General features: G+C 73.1%; 14 protein-coding genes and 1 pseudogene. 8 read left to right on the forward strand and 7 right to left on the reverse strand.

The genetic code is table 11. The features are described 5' to 3' along the window. Nucleotides 1-187 precede the first annotated feature (187 nt). The gene (locus AC07FK_RS11640; protein ID WP_479104681.1) at nt 188-388 is read left to right on the forward strand and encodes a hypothetical protein; all 201 of its coding nucleotides are present in this window, start codon (nt 188-190) and stop codon (nt 386-388) included. A 72-nt stretch (nt 389-460) separates the two neighbouring features. Here the strand turns inward: AC07FK_RS11640 and AC07FK_RS11645 are convergent, their stop codons facing one another. From AC07FK_RS11645 to AC07FK_RS11665, 5 genes are all read right to left on the reverse strand, one after another. Continuing rightward, nucleotides 461-1,552: a glutamate--cysteine ligase 2 gene (locus AC07FK_RS11645; protein ID WP_479104682.1), complete on the reverse strand. Its 1,092-nt coding sequence runs from the start codon at nt 1,550-1,552 to the stop codon at nt 461-463. Between the two features lie 211 nt (nt 1,553-1,763). Further along, on the reverse strand, nt 1,764-2,849 hold the full coding sequence (ku, locus tag AC07FK_RS11650) for a non-homologous end joining protein Ku (RefSeq protein ID WP_479104683.1): 1,086 nt from the start codon (nt 2,847-2,849) through the stop codon (nt 1,764-1,766). An 84-nt stretch (nt 2,850-2,933) separates the two neighbouring features. Then, the gene (locus tag AC07FK_RS11655) at nt 2,934-3,950 is read right to left on the reverse strand and encodes an NAD(P)/FAD-dependent oxidoreductase (RefSeq protein ID WP_479104684.1); all 1,017 of its coding nucleotides are present in this window, start codon (nt 3,948-3,950) and stop codon (nt 2,934-2,936) included. Further along, nucleotides 3,947-4,492 (reverse strand): isoprenylcysteine carboxyl methyltransferase family protein, encoded by a 546-nt coding sequence (locus tag AC07FK_RS11660; RefSeq protein ID WP_479104685.1) that lies wholly within the window; start codon nt 4,490-4,492, stop codon nt 3,947-3,949. Before AC07FK_RS11660 ends, AC07FK_RS11655 begins: the two co-directional genes overlap by 4 nt. A 13-nt stretch (nt 4,493-4,505) precedes the next feature. Beyond that, the gene (locus AC07FK_RS11665) at nt 4,506-5,564 is read right to left on the reverse strand and encodes a type III polyketide synthase (protein WP_479104686.1); all 1,059 of its coding nucleotides are present in this window, start codon (nt 5,562-5,564) and stop codon (nt 4,506-4,508) included. 107 nt (nt 5,565-5,671) lie between these two features. On the opposite strand from AC07FK_RS11665, the gene AC07FK_RS11670 reads away from it, so the two are divergent. The 6 genes and pseudogenes from AC07FK_RS11670 (at nt 5,672) to AC07FK_RS11695 (ending at nt 10,005) form a co-directional block, all read left to right on the forward strand. Then, nucleotides 5,672-6,568: a UbiA family prenyltransferase gene (locus tag AC07FK_RS11670; RefSeq protein WP_479104964.1), complete on the forward strand. Its 897-nt coding sequence runs from the start codon at nt 5,672-5,674 to the stop codon at nt 6,566-6,568. 113 nt (nt 6,569-6,681) lie between these two features. Next, nucleotides 6,682-6,957, forward strand: a complete 276-nt coding sequence (locus AC07FK_RS11675) for an isoamylase early set domain-containing protein (RefSeq protein ID WP_479104687.1) — start codon at nt 6,682-6,684, stop codon at nt 6,955-6,957. A 345-nt stretch (nt 6,958-7,302) separates the two neighbouring features. After that, entirely contained in the window at nt 7,303-8,397 is a 1,095-nt protein-coding gene (locus AC07FK_RS11680) for a carboxylate-amine ligase (RefSeq protein WP_479104688.1), read from the forward strand. Between the two features lie 132 nt (nt 8,398-8,529). After that, nucleotides 8,530-8,685 (forward strand): annotated as a pseudogene (locus tag AC07FK_RS11685) (DUF6629 family protein); the annotation flags it as partial. Nucleotides 8,686-8,776: 91 nt separating this feature from the next. Continuing rightward, a complete protein-coding gene (locus AC07FK_RS11690) occupies nt 8,777-8,977 on the forward strand; it encodes a DUF6629 family protein (protein ID WP_479104689.1) in 201 nt (66 codons plus the stop codon). Nucleotides 8,978-9,429: 452 nt separating this feature from the next. After that, nucleotides 9,430-10,005: a TetR/AcrR family transcriptional regulator gene (locus AC07FK_RS11695; protein ID WP_479104690.1), complete on the forward strand. Its 576-nt coding sequence runs from the start codon at nt 9,430-9,432 to the stop codon at nt 10,003-10,005. Between the two features lie 36 nt (nt 10,006-10,041). Here AC07FK_RS11695 and AC07FK_RS11700 read toward each other — a convergent pair whose 3' ends face one another. Beyond that, on the reverse strand, nt 10,042-10,989 hold the full coding sequence (locus AC07FK_RS11700) for a DUF3048 domain-containing protein (RefSeq protein WP_479104691.1): 948 nt from the start codon (nt 10,987-10,989) through the stop codon (nt 10,042-10,044). A 197-nt stretch (nt 10,990-11,186) separates the two neighbouring features. On the opposite strand from AC07FK_RS11700, the gene AC07FK_RS11705 reads away from it, so the two are divergent. Further along, complete coding sequence (locus AC07FK_RS11705; protein ID WP_479104692.1) at nt 11,187-13,274, forward strand: SpoIIE family protein phosphatase; 2,088 nt, start codon at nt 11,187-11,189, stop codon at nt 13,272-13,274. 31 nt (nt 13,275-13,305) lie between these two features. Here the strand turns inward: AC07FK_RS11705 and AC07FK_RS11710 are convergent, their stop codons facing one another. Next, nucleotides 13,306-15,072, reverse strand: a complete 1,767-nt coding sequence (locus AC07FK_RS11710) for a ThuA domain-containing protein (protein WP_479104693.1) — start codon at nt 15,070-15,072, stop codon at nt 13,306-13,308. Nucleotides 15,073-15,081 lie beyond the last annotated feature (9 nt).

The raw sequence follows: 15,081 nt of genomic DNA on the forward strand, positions 1-15,081 counted from the left end.
CAACCTCAGGCTCTCTTTTCTCCTCCCCCCTTTCCCTCTCTCTCCTCCCCCCCCCCCCCCCCCCCCCCCCCCCCCTCCCCCCCCCGCTCCCACATTCGCCCGGTTCGGATGTGTTGCTCCTGATACGCGTGGGAACCCGCTGTGCGTAGGCACGCACGTACGTCCCGATCAGGAGGCAGGGATCGACATGTCGAATCCGCAACAGCCCGAGCAGCGGCGCAGCGACAAGGGCGGTGCGACCCCGCAGGACAGCGCCGAGCTGAAGGCCGCCCAGTCCGGCCAGCCGGGGACGCGGGGGAGCAAGCAGGCCCATGGTACGGACAAGGGGAACAAGGGCGGGGGAGAGGGCGGCGGAACCCCGCCGGACCAGCGCGCCGACCACCCGTGACCGACCGGGCTGCGCGCTCCGTGGACCCGCGGGCCGCCCGCGGGTCCTTCGCGCGTTCCTTGGACCGGCGGACTACCCGCGCGTCCTGCTCACGCACTCGGTCACCACGTCGCGCAGACCGCCGGACCGGCTCAGCAGCTCCCGCTGGACGCGCGCCCCGTTTCCGCCCTTGAGCAGGGCCGCCAGGCCCTCCTGGGCGGGCACGGTGTCACCGCTGTCCTCCAGGGCGTCCCGGACATGGTCGAACAGGGCCCGCACCACCGTTTCGGCCGGTGCGGGACGCATCGTGACCGGGTGGATCAGCTCCCCCTCCAGACCAGACCGGCCGGCTCGCCACGCGGCCAGCCGCAGCAGCCCGACACCGTGCCGCGCGGGCGGCTCGCCGGCCCGCCACTGGCGGGCCGCCGTCTCGACCAGACCGCGCACCAGGGTGGCGATGAGCACCGTGGTGGAGGGGTCCAGGCAGACGTCGGAGACCCGTATCTCGACGGTGGGGTAGTGGTGGGAGAGCCGGGCGTCGAAGTAGATCATCCCCTGGTCCCGCAGCGCCCCGGTGCCCACCATGGCGGCGACCTGGTCGTGGTACCGGTCGGCGCTGCCGAAGATCTCCACGGGTCCCGACGAGGGCCACCGGCCCCACACCCGGCTGCGGTAGCTGCTGTACCGGCTGTCCTTGCCCTGCCAGAAGGGGGAATTGCCGCTCATCGCCAGCAGTACGGACAACCAGGGGCGGATCCGGTCCAGGACGGCGACGCCCTCTTCGTCGGATTCCACCGACACATGGACGTGGCAGCCGCACGTCAGCTGCTCCTGCGTGGTCAGCCCGAACTCCTCCTCCAGCCACTGGTAGCGCTCACCGCTTCCGATGGACGGGCTGACCGGAAGGGGAGAGGTCGCCAGGGCCACCACGGCCGCGCCGAGGCCCTCCGCGTGACGCGCGGCCTCCGCCCTCCAGCGGAGGATCTCCTCCGCCAGATCGCCCATGCCCGTCTGCGGCCGGGTGCCGAACTCCAGCATCTGCCGGTGCAGCTCTTCCTCGAAGACCTCGGCCTCGCCACCGCCCTCCCGCGAGACGGACGCCAGCACCGCCGTGGACAAGGCCTGCGGCTCACCGGTCCGCGCATCCACGAGGAGAAGCTCCTCTTCCACTCCGACACTACGCACGACGACTGCCTCTCCGCGGCGCGGCCGGCCACGACGGCACGGGCGCAAGCTGTAGATATATGTCCGAAAGCGCCGCGCCACGGCTGACGTCACGACTGGACGGGGCAGTCCGCGATGCGGCTTCTTTCCCTCTGCCCTGCACCGCGGGGTTAATGCCCGGCGATCTCGTCGGCTCCCGCGCGGCAGGCGCGGGCCGCGCGGTTCGGCCCGTCTAGGAGGCGTGTGCCTTGCGCCGGCCGCGCTTGCCGCCGAGGGCCTTGATCAGCTCGTCGCGGGTCATGGCGGAGCGGCCCGGGACGCCGGCTTCCGTGGCGCGCCGGTAGAGCTCGGCCTTGGTGAGCGAGTCGAGCGACGCGTCCTTCGCCCGCCCGGCCCCCGCCGTGCCCTTCTGCGCCCGCTGCCCCTCCGGTTTCGCCGTTCGCTTCCCGGTGCGACCGGTCCGGCGCTTGTCGGCGGCGTCCTTGATCCGGGCGACGGGTGCGCCGGAGGCGGTGGCCTTCTGCTCGCCGCCCGCCTTGGAGCTCTTCGCCTGGTCGACGCTGGCCCGCAGCGCCTCCATGAGGTCGACGACGTTCGTGCTCTTGGCAGGCGGCTCCGCCTTCTCGACCGTCTCGCCGCTGCGCTTGGCCTCGATCAGCGCCGTGACCTGCTCCTGGAAGGTGTCGTGGAACTCCTCGGGCTTCCAGTCCATGGAGAGCGTCTCGATGAGCTGCTCGGCCATCCTCAGCTCGCGACCGGTGACCTCGGCGTCCTCGGGCAGCGCGCCGATCTCCTTGCGCGGGTCGCGGATCTCGTCGGCCCAGTGCAGGGTGTGCAGCGTCAGGAGACCGCCCTCGGCCTTGACGGCGACCAGGTACTGGCGGTTGCGCATGACGAACGTGGCGATCCCCGCCTTGCCCGCCTCGGCCAGCGCCTTCTCCAGCAGGGCGTAGATCTTGGCGTACTCCTTGCCCTTAGGCCCCAGGTAGTACGTCTTGTCGAAGAAGATCGGCTCGACCTGTTCGAGATCCACGAACCCGGTGATCTCCACCGCCTGGGAGCGTCCCGGCGCGATGTCCTCCAGCTCGCCCGGCTCGACGAGCACGTACGCGTCCCCGGCGTCGTAGCCCTTGACGATCTCGTCGAGCGGAACCTCGTCGCCCGTGCGCTCGTTCACCCGCTTGTTGCGCACCCGGTCCGACGTGCCGCGCTGGAGCTGGTGGAAGTGCACCGTGTGGCTGTCCGTCGCCGTGAACATCTGCACGGGCAGGGACACCAGTCCGAAGGTCAGGGCCCCACTCCACACCGGACGCGCCATGGCCGCAGCCACCTCCTTCTGCCTCCATGGCACCCCCGCGGGACCGGATCCGCATCCGGGAAGGGCCAGGCGTCGGCGCCGGCGTCACTGGAGTGCGCGGACGGCTGCCGTGAAGAGCGACGGCATCCTCGCCGCCGCCGGTACGACCAGACGGGCGACCGGCGCATGACCGCTCATCCGTACGAGCCCCTCCGTCAGCAGGCGGTGCCGCAGGGACAGCCGCCGCCAGCACCGCTCGTACGCCTGCGGCCGTCCCTCCGTCAGGCAGCGCACCGCCGCTCCGGCCGACGCCAGCGCGAGCGCGACACCCTCGCCGGTGAGCGCGTCGGTGTAGCCCGCCGCGTCACCCACCAGCAGGACCCGGCCCGCGACGCGGCGGCGGGCCCCCTGCCGCAGCGGCCCCGCGCCCCGTACGGAACCGTCCGCGGGCCGCCCGGCCAGCAGCCGGCGCAGGTGGGGGAAGTGCGCCAGGTGCGCGTCGAAGCCGCGCTTCGCGGTGCTCAGCACGGCCACCCCGACGAGGCCGTCGCCGACCGGTGTCACGTACGCCTCGCCGCAGCCGGACCAGTGCACCTCGACGAAGTCCGTCCACGGCTGCGTCCGGTAGTGCCGTCGCAGGCCGAAGCGCCGGGGCCGGCGGCTCGGCAGGTCCAGGCCGAGCGAGTGGCGCAGCGGTGAGTGCAGACCGTCCGCGGCGGCCAGCCAGCGCGCCCGCAGACCTCCCGCGCTCACCGCGTCCCCGCTCTGGCGGACGTCCGTGATCCTGCCGGAGACGGTCTCGACGCCCAGTTCGGCGGCCCGCCGGGCCAGCGCCGCGTGCAGTTCCGTACGCCGTACCCCGAGGCCCGTGCCGCCGGCGAAGGACGCCTGCGCGCGGTGGCGTCCGTCGACGTAACGGATGCCGCGCAGCTCCCGGCCGGCGACCCGTACGCCCAGAGCCTCCAGGGCCAGCACGCCGCCGGGCATGATCCCCTCGCCGCACGCCTTGTCCACGGGCGCGGCGCGCGGCTCCACCACGACGGCCCGCAGGCCGGCCGTCGCCGCGTGGATCGCGGTGGCCAGCCCCGCCGGTCCGCCGCCCGCCACCAGCAGGTCGATCACAGTCCGGCACCGGCCCCGCTGCCGGCGGGGCGTGCGGGCGTGAGCCCGAGCGCTTCGTTCTCGCAGCGGATCCGCACGGTGAGCAGCACGGCATTGAGGCCGGTGAAGAGCGCGGCGGTCAGCCACGCGCCGTGGACGAGCGGCAGGGCGAGTCCTTCGGCGACCACCGCCACGTAGTTGGGGTGGCTTGTCCACCGGTACGGTCCGCCCGCCACCAGGGGCAGGCCGGGCACCACCAGTACACGGGTGTTCCACCGGGGTCCCAGCGTGCGGATGCACCACCAGCGCAGTGCCTGCGCGGCGACGACGACGGCGGTCATGGTCCAGCCGGACACCGGGTCGAACGGCCGCCCGGCGAAGTGGACCTCGGCGAGGCAGCCGACGAGCAGGCCGGTGTGCAGGACGACCATCGCCGGGTAGTGCCGGCGTCCCGCTTCGAGGGCGCCCCGGGCCAGGCTCCAGCGGGTGTTGCGGCGTGCCACGACGAGTTCGGCGACGCGTTCCGCGCCGACCGCCAGGACGAGCACGGCGTACCAGGACATGTGTCTCCTCTCCTTACCAGCGCAGCAGGACGAGTTCGGAGCAGAAGCCCGGCCCCATCGCGAGCAGCAGCCCGGCGGTGCCGGCCGGCGGGCGGCGTTCCGCCAGGGTGTCGCGCAGGACGTGGAGCACCGAGGCCGAGGACAGGTTGCCGACGGCCGCGAGGGACCGCCAGGTGACGTCGAGCGCGCCCTCGGGCAGTTCGAGCGTCTCCTCGACCGCCTGCAGGACCTTCGGACCGCCGGGGTGGCACACCCAGGCGGTGATGTCCTCGCGGCGCAGCCCGTGGCGGGCCAGGAACATGTCGACGTCGGCGGCCAGGTTCTTGCGGACGACGTCGGGGACGCTCGCGTCCAGTACGACGCGGAATCCGGAGCCGGTGATGTCCCACCCCATGACGTGCTCGCTGTCGGGATACAGATGGCTGCGGGTGTCCACGACGGTCGGTCCCGGCGCGGCCGGTTCCCGGCGGCTGCCGCAGGCGACCACCGCCGCCGCGCCGTCACCGAAGAGCGCGCCGGCGACGAGGTTCGCGGGGGAGGCGTCGCCGCGCTGGAACGTGAGCGTGCACAGCTCCACCGACAGCAGGACCGCCACGTCGTCGGGACGGCCCAGCAGGAAGTCGTGCAGCCGCGCGATGCCGGCCGCCCCCGCGACGCAGCCGAGGCCGAAGACGGGGAGGCGCTTGACGTCGGGGCGCAGGCCGAGCGGCCCCACCAGACGCGCCTCCACCGACGGCGTGGCGATGCCGGTCACCGAGGTGAACATCAGCAGGTCGACGTCGCGGGGAGAGAGCCCGGCCGCGTCCAGCGCCGCGCCGACGGCCTCGGCGCCCAGAGCCACCGCCCCCTCGATGAACGCGTCGTTGACCGCCCCGAAGTCGCGCAGGCCGGCGTACGCGCCGAGGGGGAGGGCGGTGTGGCGGGTGCTCACCCTCGCGCTCGCGTGGAGCCGGTCGAGCACCCGGCGGTCGGCCCCCTCGGGCAGGCTCACCCGGGCGATCATGTCCGTGATCTCTCGTTGGGCGTGCCGGTGGGGAGCGAGCACACCGTGAACAGCTGCGATCCGGGTCATCTGCGGTCCGAGGCCGGGAGCGGGGGACCCTGCAATGAGTAGCCCCGCCGCGCCGCCGCCACACGCCATGTCGCTCGTCCGGCTCCGCCTAGCATGAGCGCGTGGACGTGGAGGCCGGCCCGGAGCCGGAGGCGCCGACCGCCGCTCGCCGGGCACCGGGCGGTACCGGCGCGCGGCGCCGTTCGCGGGCCGTGGCCGGGCTTCTGGCGGCGTGCCACCTCGGCCCGACGCTCGCCGTCGGCGCTCTGGTGACCGCGTGGGCGGCCGCCATCGGTCAGGACGCGGCCGGCTGCCTGCTGGTGGCCGCCGCGGTGCTGACGGGACAGCTGTCCGTCGGCTGGGGCAACGACGCCCTGGACGCCGCGCGCGACCGGTCCGTCGGACGGCGCGCGAAACCCGTCGTCGCCGGGACGGTCGGCGTCACCGCCGTACGCGCCGCGGCCGTCACCGCCCTGGCCCTGTGCGTGCCGCTGTCCCTCGCGTACGGTCTCCTCGCCGGTGCGGTGCACCTCGTCGGCGTCGCCGCGGGGTGGGCGTACAACCTCTGGCTCAAGGCCACCGTGCTGTCCTGGCTTCCGTACGCCGTGGGGTTTGCGGCGCTGCCCGCCTTCGTATCGCTCGGAGGCGAGGGGCGTCCCTGGCCCCCCTGGTGGATCGTCGCCTCCTCGGCGCTGCTCGGGGTCGGCGCGCATCTGGCCGACGTGCTTCCCGACATCGGAGACGACCTGGCCACCGGTGTACGCGGCTGGCCCCAGCGGCTGGGCCCCGCCGGGACGCGGCGGCTGCTGCCGGTGCCCCTGGTGACGGCGACCGCGCTGCTCGCGTTCGCCCGGCCCGGCCCCGTCGGCGCCGCGGGGGCGATCGCGTCGGCCCTGGCCCTGGCCGTGGCGGGCGGCGGCGCGCTGCTCGGCCGCCGGCGCCCGAGGCTGCCGTTCGTGGCGGCCGTACTGGTCGCCGCGCTCGCTGTCGCGCTGCTGCTGGGCCAGGGGGCGGCCGCCCCCTGACCCAGCAGCCTGCGCCATACGGGCGACGGGCGGCGCCGTCGGCGCAACAACACGTGCCGGCCGGGCCGCGTGCCGGTGATCCTGGGGCACTCCCCCCGAGGAAAGGTTCAGCGATGCTGGAGCGCAGCCGACGCAAGAAGCACACGGACATCACCTTCGTCATCCCGGCGGGCCAGGCCTGCGAGCAGGTCAGCGTGGTCGGGGACTTCAACGACTGGCAGCCGGGAGCACACCCCCTCACCGAGCGCGCGGACGGCACCCGTGCCGTCACCGTGAGCCTCCCCAAGGAGCAGCGCTACGGCTTCCGCTATCTCGCGCACGGCGACTACTGGTTCAACGACGGTCACGCCGACGACCAGGACGGGCGCAACAGCGTCGTCCACACCTGAGCGCCGCGCCGGTGCGGCCGGGACGAGCGTGGGGTGCCCGTGCGGCAACCCCCGCGAGCGGTCCGGCCGCAGGTGGTACCGCACGCCGGGCGGTTCGGCCGCGGCCGAAAAGAACGCCTGGTCGCGCGGACCGGCAGGGTACACAATGCCTAGTACCGGGACCGATCGGGCGGCCGGGCGGCTGCCCTCAGGAGAAAGAAGTGCGGTCATGAGTGCTCAGTACCGTACGACGCCGATCACCTGGGCCCCTGTGCGACGGGCAGCGCCCCCGGCGGCCGTCATCGTTCGCGGCGTTCCCCTCACCGCTGCGCCGCTCCACCGCGCGGGGCGCCGGCCGGGGCCGGCGTGATCACTGTGGGAGTCGAGGAGGAGTACCTCCTTCTCGACCCGGAGACGGGGCTGCCTATGCCGCTCGCCGACGAGGTGCGCGGGTCGTCCGGTTTGGAGCCGGTCGTGGACCGTCGCGAGGTGCAGGCCGAACTGCTCCAGGCGCAGGTGGAGGTCGCGACTCCGGTGTGCACCGACCTCGAGGAGGTGGGCGGTCATCTGCTGCGCCTGCGCCACGCGGTCGGCGCGGCGGCGGAGGAGTTCGGGTGCCGGCTCGCCGCGTGTGCCGCCGCGCCCTTCCGGGAGGTGGCGCCGGTCCCGGTGACCCGGTCCCCGCGCTACCTGGCCATACAGTCGCAGGCGCCGCAGCTGGTCGCGGAGCAGCTCGTCAACGGCATGCACGTGCACGCGGCCGTGTCCGACCCGGAGATGGGCGTCGCCGTCCTGAACCGGATCAGGGTGTGGCTGCCCGTCCTGGTGGCCATGTCGGCGAACTCGCCGGTCTGGGACGGCCGCGACACCGGCTTCTCCAGCTGGCGCACCCTGATCTTCGGCCGCTGGCCCGTCAGCGGGCCGCCGCCGCACTTCGACGGTCTGGCCGACCACGAGCGGCGCGTCCGCGGGCTGCTGACGTCCGGGATCATCAGCGACGTGGGCCAGATCTACTGGCAGGCCCGGCTGTCCGACAAGTACCCCACCGTCGAAGTGCGGTGCATGGACGTGCAGCTCAAGGCGGACGAAGCGGTGATGTTCGCGGGGATCGTGCGGGCGCTGGTCGCGACCGCCATCAGCGACGAGAAGGCCGGCGTCCCGCTGGCCGAATGCCCGCCGGAACTGTTGCACGGCGCGAACTGGTACGCGGCGCGGGACGGCATCAGCGGTTCGCTGGTGGCGCCCGACGGCAGGCTGCGCAGCGCGGGAGACGTGATCTGTGAGCTGATGGACCACATCGCGCCCGCGCTGGAGGAATCCGGCGACGACCGGGAGGTGGGCTCCCTGATCCACCGGCTCCTGCGCCAGGGCACCTCCGCGGATCTGCAGCGCCGGGCGCTGGCCGAGGGCGGCGTGCGGGCGCTGACCGACCTGATCACGATGCAGGGCGCACCTCAGTAGCGTGATCGCGCCACCGGCCGTCCCACCACAGGCGCGCCGGGACCGAGCGCCTGAGCGTGGGGCACGGCAGGGACATATCGCGCTACGCCGGTGCCGCCGTTGCGCCGGCGACGCCGGGCCGCCGGGGGACACATGTGCTGGAGTGCCACCGCCGATCTCGTCGCGGGCGCCGGCGTCGCCGCGATCGGGGTGGCCTGCGTCGTGCGCCGGCCCCCGTTCGGCGCCCGCGACCTGCCGCTGGCCGCGCTCCCGCTGCTCCTGGGCGCGCACCAGATCGTCGAGTCGGTGATCTGGCGCTCCGGTGGCGGCGCTGGCCCCGCCACCACCGCCTGGGCCGTCATCGCCCTGCCCCCTGCTGGCCCTGTGGGGACCGCTGGGCGTGCTGTGCGCCTCGTCGCCGCACGCCCGGCGCCGCCTCGCCGTCCCCCTCGTCGCCGCGGTGGTCACGGCGGTGACGCTCGCGTACTGCCCCGCCACCCGTCCCGTGACCGCCGAGATCCGTGGCCGCACCCTCGGATACGTACTCGATCTGTCCGGCACGGTTACCACGCCCGGTGGATATCTGTCGTGGCGAAGGTAGACATACGAGTCCATGGTGATTAGAGTTTCTGACGTAACCAACGAAGTCAGCACAGCGCGGCAAAGACGACCGGCGCCTGCGGCGCACATCGCCGCACCGAAGAGCAAGGCACGTTGGAATTGATCAGCAAGGGAGGAGCAGACGCCATCAGGAGCACTTGAGTCAGGAGCTGTCGGCTCAGGTACCGCAGACCCCGGATTGGAAGGTGGTCCCCGGTCAGGCATCCGAAATCCTCGCACCTCCGGCCTTCCCGGCGGACGTGCGGACACAAGAGAATCGGCGCTGAGCGCCGATAGATGGTGTTGAACCCCTAAGGCCCCGGTGCCGGACGCACCGGGGTCCCCCCTTGTCCGGCGAATGTCCGGCGCACCGTCCCGCTCCGTCCGTCGCGACGCGTGCCGTACGCTGCACCAGTGCTTCAGCCGTAGTGCTGCAAACGGAGTGGTCTGAAGATGGTGCGCAGGAACGACGAGCGACGGGCCGCCCTGGTCGACGCCGCGATCGAGGTACTCGCCAGGGAGGGCGCGCGCGGACTGACCTTCCGGGCGGTGGACACCGAGGCGGGTGTGCCCGCCGGAACGGCCTCCAACTACTTCGCGAACCGCGACGCCCTGCTCACCCAGGCGGGCGCCCGCGTCTACGAACGGCTCCAGCCCGACGAGGAGACGATCGCCCGGCAGCGCGCGAGCGCACCGGACCGGGAGACCTACGTCGAGCTGATGCGCGAACTGGTCGGACGGGTCAGTTCCTTCCGCACCGGGTATCTCGCGCTGCTCGAACTGCGTCTCGAAGCCACCCGGCGCCCCGGCCTGAGCGCGGTGCTGACCGAGCGCGTCCGCGCCGACCTCGACGCCAACGTGGCCTACCACGAGGCGTCCGGTCTGCCCGGCGACGCGACCGCCGTCCGGCTGCTGTACCTCGCGTTCAACTGGCTCATCGTCGAACAGCTCACGCTGCCCGGGGTGTTGTCGCAGGCCGAGCGGGACGCACTCGTCACGGCCGCGGTGGAGCGCATCGTGGCGCCGTGACCACGCGTCCGTCGCCGTCGTGGTGGGCGGTGCCGCTCAGCGTGCGACGTACGCGATCCACGTCTGCCCGGAGGCGAACGTCATGCGCCTGCCGTCAGGGGCCGTGAACGCGGTCCCGGAACCGGCGTCCTGCCTCGACCACCGTGCCTCGTACGCCTTCCCGTCGCGCAGCACGGTCGCGGAGCCGGAGCCCACGGTCTCGGTGAACGGCGTCCTGTTCCCCGAGCGGTCACCGAAGTCCGACGGGCGCACGGTCACTTCCTGCAGGACCACGGAGGCCGCGGCGAGCCGGCCGCCGTCGGCCGTACGGGCGGGAGCGCCGTCCATCGCCACCAGCCACCGCTTGCGCTCCGCCGACCACGTGAAGGTGAAGCTCGCTGCCGGGTAGCGAACCGTCCGTTCGCCGGCGGGCGAGCCACCGGCCGGCGCGGGGCCGGAACCCAGCCCGACGTCCTCGCCCGCGTGCGTGCCGGACGCGCGGTACGGGAGTTCAGCCGGCCGCAGATACAGGTTGTGCGGCGCCGGCCGGTCCCCGCCGCGGAAGTACGCGCCCGGAGCCTGCGAGGGGGACAGCGCGTCGATCGGCGCGGCCTCGATGAGCGGCGTGAGTCTGCTCTGCGCGCCCGAGTAGGCGAGCTTGGGCCGGTCGAACTGCCGCAGCAGCTCCAGGTCGCTCTCGCGGGCGCTGCGCACCGGCCCGACGACCGTCGGCACGGCGGACGAGTAGACGGCGAGTATGCGGCTGAGCCCCGCCTCCACCTGCTCCAGGTAGACGAGGTCCGCCTTCTCCAGGCCCGTCGGCGGCCGGGCGGCCGCCACGTTGTCGATCTTGACCGCGAGCACCCGGGCACGGGCCGCGTCGCGGTCGTCCGACGGCGACGTGCCGTCACCCGTACCTCCGCCCGCCCCGCACGCCGCCGCGAGCAGCAGCGTCAGCGTGGCGAGCGAGGCTGCGGCCGATCTCTTCGCACGGGCTGCGGACATGGCTGCCACCTTCCGGTCCGACCACGGGGCGCCGTGCCGCGCGCGGGCCGCGGCGACACCGGCTCCCCTGTCCATCATGACGCTGTGCAGGGGGTTCTCGGTTTCGTGTACCGGCCGACGGCGCGGTGCAGGGGATGACGGCGCATGCTGGGTAGGAGACGATGGGAGACAACGGCGGCGGGCGGAAGGAGCCCGGCATGCGCGCGACCGACCCCGTGCCTGCCCACTACGAAGAGACGGTGGGCGCCCCGTCCGCGCCGGGAGGGCTGTTGGATCTGCTGAGCGTGGCGGCCGTGGTGCTGGACGCGCGGGGGCGCATCGTGCTGTGGAGCCCCCAGGCCGAGGAGCTGTTCGGTTACCCGGCCGACGAGGCGCTCGGCCGGTACGCGGGCCGGCTGCTGGTGCAGGAGAAACACCTGGAGCTGGTGAACGGCCTGTTCGCGCAGGTCATGGCCGGCGGCGCCGACTGGGCGGGCGTCTTCCCGATGCGCCACAGGGACGGCAGCACGCGGCTGGTGGAATTCCGCAACATGCGGCTGGAGGACGACCGGAAGGACCTGTACGCCCTGGGCCTCGCCACCGACCAGGCCACGCTGCACCGGCTGGAGCAGGACCTCGCCCTGTCCACCCGGCTGGTCGCCCAGTCCCCGATCGGCCTGGCGGTCATGGACACCGATCTGCGGTACGTCACCGTCAATCCGGCACTGGAACGCATCAACGGTCTGTCCGCCGCCGAGCACGTCGGCCGCAACGTCCACGAGGCACTGCCCTTCCTGGACACCGCGTCCATCGAAGCCGCGATGCGGGAGGTCCTGGACACCGGGGTCCCCATCGTCGACCGGGAGTCCACCGGGCGCACCGCCGCCGAACCCGGGCTGGACAAGGCCTGGTCGGTCTCCTTCTACCGGCTGGAGGGCTCCAACGGGAAGGTGCTCGGCGTGGCCACCTCCGTCGTGGACGTCACCGAGCGGCGGCGCGCCACCATCGAGGCCGCCCAGGCCCGCCAGCGTCTCGCGCTCGTGGCCGACGCCTCGATCCGCATCGGCACCACGCTCGACCTCGACGAGACCGCCCGTGAGCTGGCGGAGGTGTCGGTGCCGGAGCTCGCCGACGTGGCGGCTGTGGACGTGCTCGACAGCGTGCTCAACGGCCGCACGGCCGTGACGGCGCAGACGGGGCCCGCGGAGTTCCGTGCCCTCGCCGTGGCCAGCGCGTACCCCAGCGAGGCCGTGGGCGCGGCCGATCCGCCCGGCGAGGTGGCGCGGTACGAGGCCGATCGGCTCGTCACCCGGTGCGTGAACACCGGCCGGCCGGTGCGGGTGCCCCGGGTGAGCGCCGACGACCTGCCGTGGATCGCCCGCAGCCCCGAGGCCGCCGCACTGCTGTCCACCGCCGGACTGCACTCCTACCTGGCCGTGCCCCTGATCGCGCGCGGTCAGGTGCTCGGCGCCCTCGACCTCAAGCGCACCCGCAACCCGGAGCCCTTCAGCGCCGACGACGAGGTCCTCGCGGGGGAACTCGCCGCGCGGGCCGCCGTGTGCATCGACAACGCGCGGTGGTACCGGCAGGCACGCAACACCGCCCTCACCCTCCAGCGCAACCTCCTTCCCGAGCGGCCGCCGGCCCAGCCCGGACTGGAGATCGCCAGCCGCTACCAGCCCGCGCAGGCCGCCGACGAAGTGGGCGGGGACTGGTTCGACGTCATCCCGCTGACGGGCGACAAGAGCGCTCTGGTGGTCGGCGACGTCATGGGCAGCGGCATCAGCGCCGCCGCGACGATGGGCCAACTGCGCACCGCAACCCGTACGCTCGCCGCGCTCGACCTCGCACCGGACGAGGTGCTGCACCACCTCGACCGGATCACCGACCGCATGTTGCAGACGATCACCACGTGCATCTACGCCGTCTACGATCCGCACCGGGCACGGTGTCTCATCTCCAACGCGGGTCACCTGGCGCCCGTGCTGGTACGCCCCGGCCGCCCGCCCGAACTGCTCGACCTGCCCACGGGCGCCCCGCTCGGCGTCGGCGAGGTCACCTTCCACACCACAGCGCTGGACCTGAACCCCGGTGACCTCCTGGTCCTCTACACCGATGGCCTGGTCGAGACGCGCGACCAGGCCATCGACGACCGGCTGGACGTCCTCCTCACCCATCTCGGCGATCCGCCGGGCTCCTTGGAGGAGACCTGCGATCGGCTGCTGCACGCCCTGCGGCACCCGGGTGATCACGACGACGTCGCGCTGCTGATCGCCCGGGCCACCGTCATGGACCGCGGCGCCTGAGACCGTCCGGCTCAGTCGCCGCGACGACCGCTCAGGGCAGGGTCCACTTCTGGTTGGGGCCGGTGTGGCAGGTCCACAGGTGCACGCGGGTGCCGTCGTTCCAGGTGGCGCCCTCGGCGTCGAGGCACTTGCCGGACTGCGGGTTGCGGACGGTTCCGTCGGTCTGCGGCTGCCACTGCTGTGCGCCGGTCCGGTTGCACGTCCACAGCTGGATCTTCGTCCCGTCGACGGTGCCGCCGCCGCTGACGTCCAGGCATTTGCCCAGCGCCCGCAGTGTTCCGTCGCCCGGCACGGACCACTTCTGCCGGTCCGCGCCGTTGCAGGTCCACACCTGGACCTGCGTGCCGTCGGCGCTCGCGCCGCCGGCGACGTCGAGGCACTTGCCGTTGACCCCCTTGACCGGCCCGGTGCGCGGGCCGGGCGGCGTACCGCCGGAGGTCTTGACCCGGACGTTGCGGAACGACACCTGGTCGCCGTCGCCGTGGTTCTGGATGCCGATGTGCCCCTGCTTCAGGCTGCGGGCGGGGTCGGCGTTGGTGAAGTCGTTGATCCTGCGGCCGTTGAGGAAGACCTCGAGCCGTTCACCGGTCACCCGGAGCTCGTACGTGTTCCACTCGCCGGGCGGGTTGAGCGCGGCGTCACGGGCGGCGACGTCGGCGGACTTGAACCCGTACACGGATCCCGTGGTCCGGTCGGCGCTGTCGGTGGCGTCGATCTGGATCTCGTACCCGTTGTCGACCGCCGACCAGGGGTCGTCGGACGCCGGGAAGCCCACCAGGACACCGGAGTTGTCGTCGCCCTCCGCCCGCCAGTCGAGTTTCACGGAGTAGTCGCCGGTGAGCTCCTTGGCGGAGTACCACAGCATTCCGAGACCGCCCTGCGAGGTGAGCGTGCCGTCGGCCAGGGCGAACGAACCGGGCCCGGCCTGCTTCCAGCCCGCCGTGCCCGTACCGTCGAACAGCGGTGTGTACCCGGTCTCCGGGCGGCAGTCGGCCTCCGTCATGCCGGCCGCCCACCGGACGCCGCCCAGCAGGTGCCTGCGGAAAGCCGCCTCGGTGTACGACTCGCCGGTGTGACCGCCGCCGGTGTAGAAGGCCCGGCCGCCCTCGTAGTCCTTGCACCAGGAGATCGGGTGGTCGCCGGACATGGTGCCGCCGGAGTAGCTGGACTCGTCGAGCGAGGCGAGGACCCGGGCCGTCGTGCGGGGGTTGGTGCGGTAGTTGTACCACTCGTCGAAACGCTGCCAGGTGGCGCCGAGATGAGCGGTCGCGTCGTGGGCTCGGTTCTCCACCCGGACCGTCGCGCTCTGGTTGTGCGGATGGGAGTGGAACAGGGCCCCGGCCAGGCCCGCGTAGAACGGCCAGTCGTACTCCGTGTCGGCTGCCGCGTGAATGCCGACGTAACCGCCCCCGCCTTTGATGTACTGCTCGAACGCCGTCTGCTGGGTGCCGTTCAGGACGTCCCCGGTCGTGGAGAGGAAGACGACGGCCTTGTACTGCGCGAGGTTGGACGTGGTGAAGGCCGCGGAGTTCTCCGTGGCGTCGACCGTGAAGTTGTTCGCGCCTCCCAGTTCGCGCAGAGCGGCCAGCCCGTCGTCGATGGAATCGTGGCGGAAGCCCGCCGTCCTGGAGAACGCCAGGACCTTGTACGCCGGGTCCGCCGCGGCGGCCCGGACAGCGGTCCCGGCCGGTTCGGCCGGCGACCGGCCGGTGTCGGCGGCCACGGCGGGTGCGGCGGCCACGCAGAGCAGCAGCGCTGCCGCGAGCCGGCAGCCGGCCCGGGTGAGGTTGATACGCATGTCGGTTTC

It is taken from the genome of Streptomyces sp. NPDC046122 (genome assembly GCF_056429965.1).

Excerpts from the sequence above, each read along its gene's own strand:
- AC07FK_RS11640 (WP_479104681.1), top strand. The coding sequence starts at position 188 with ATGTCGAATCCGCAACAGCCCGAGCAGCGGCGCAGCGACAAGGGCGGT.
- ku (WP_479104683.1), bottom strand. The coding sequence starts at position 2,849 with ATGGCGCGTCCGGTGTGGAGTGGGGCCCTGACCTTCGGACTGGTGTCC.
- AC07FK_RS11660 (WP_479104685.1), bottom strand. The coding sequence starts at position 4,492 with ATGTCCTGGTACGCCGTGCTCGTCCTGGCGGTCGGCGCGGAACGCGTC.
- AC07FK_RS11665 (WP_479104686.1), bottom strand. The coding sequence starts at position 5,564 with ATGACCCGGATCGCAGCTGTTCACGGTGTGCTCGCTCCCCACCGGCAC.
- AC07FK_RS11675 (WP_479104687.1), top strand. The coding sequence starts at position 6,682 with ATGCTGGAGCGCAGCCGACGCAAGAAGCACACGGACATCACCTTCGTC.
- AC07FK_RS11695 (WP_479104690.1), top strand. The coding sequence starts at position 9,430 with ATGGTGCGCAGGAACGACGAGCGACGGGCCGCCCTGGTCGACGCCGCG.
- AC07FK_RS11700 (WP_479104691.1), bottom strand. The coding sequence starts at position 10,989 with ATGTCCGCAGCCCGTGCGAAGAGATCGGCCGCAGCCTCGCTCGCCACG.
- AC07FK_RS11705 (WP_479104692.1), top strand. The coding sequence starts at position 11,187 with ATGCGCGCGACCGACCCCGTGCCTGCCCACTACGAAGAGACGGTGGGC.
- AC07FK_RS11710 (WP_479104693.1), bottom strand. The coding sequence starts at position 15,072 with ATGCGTATCAACCTCACCCGGGCCGGCTGCCGGCTCGCGGCAGCGCTG.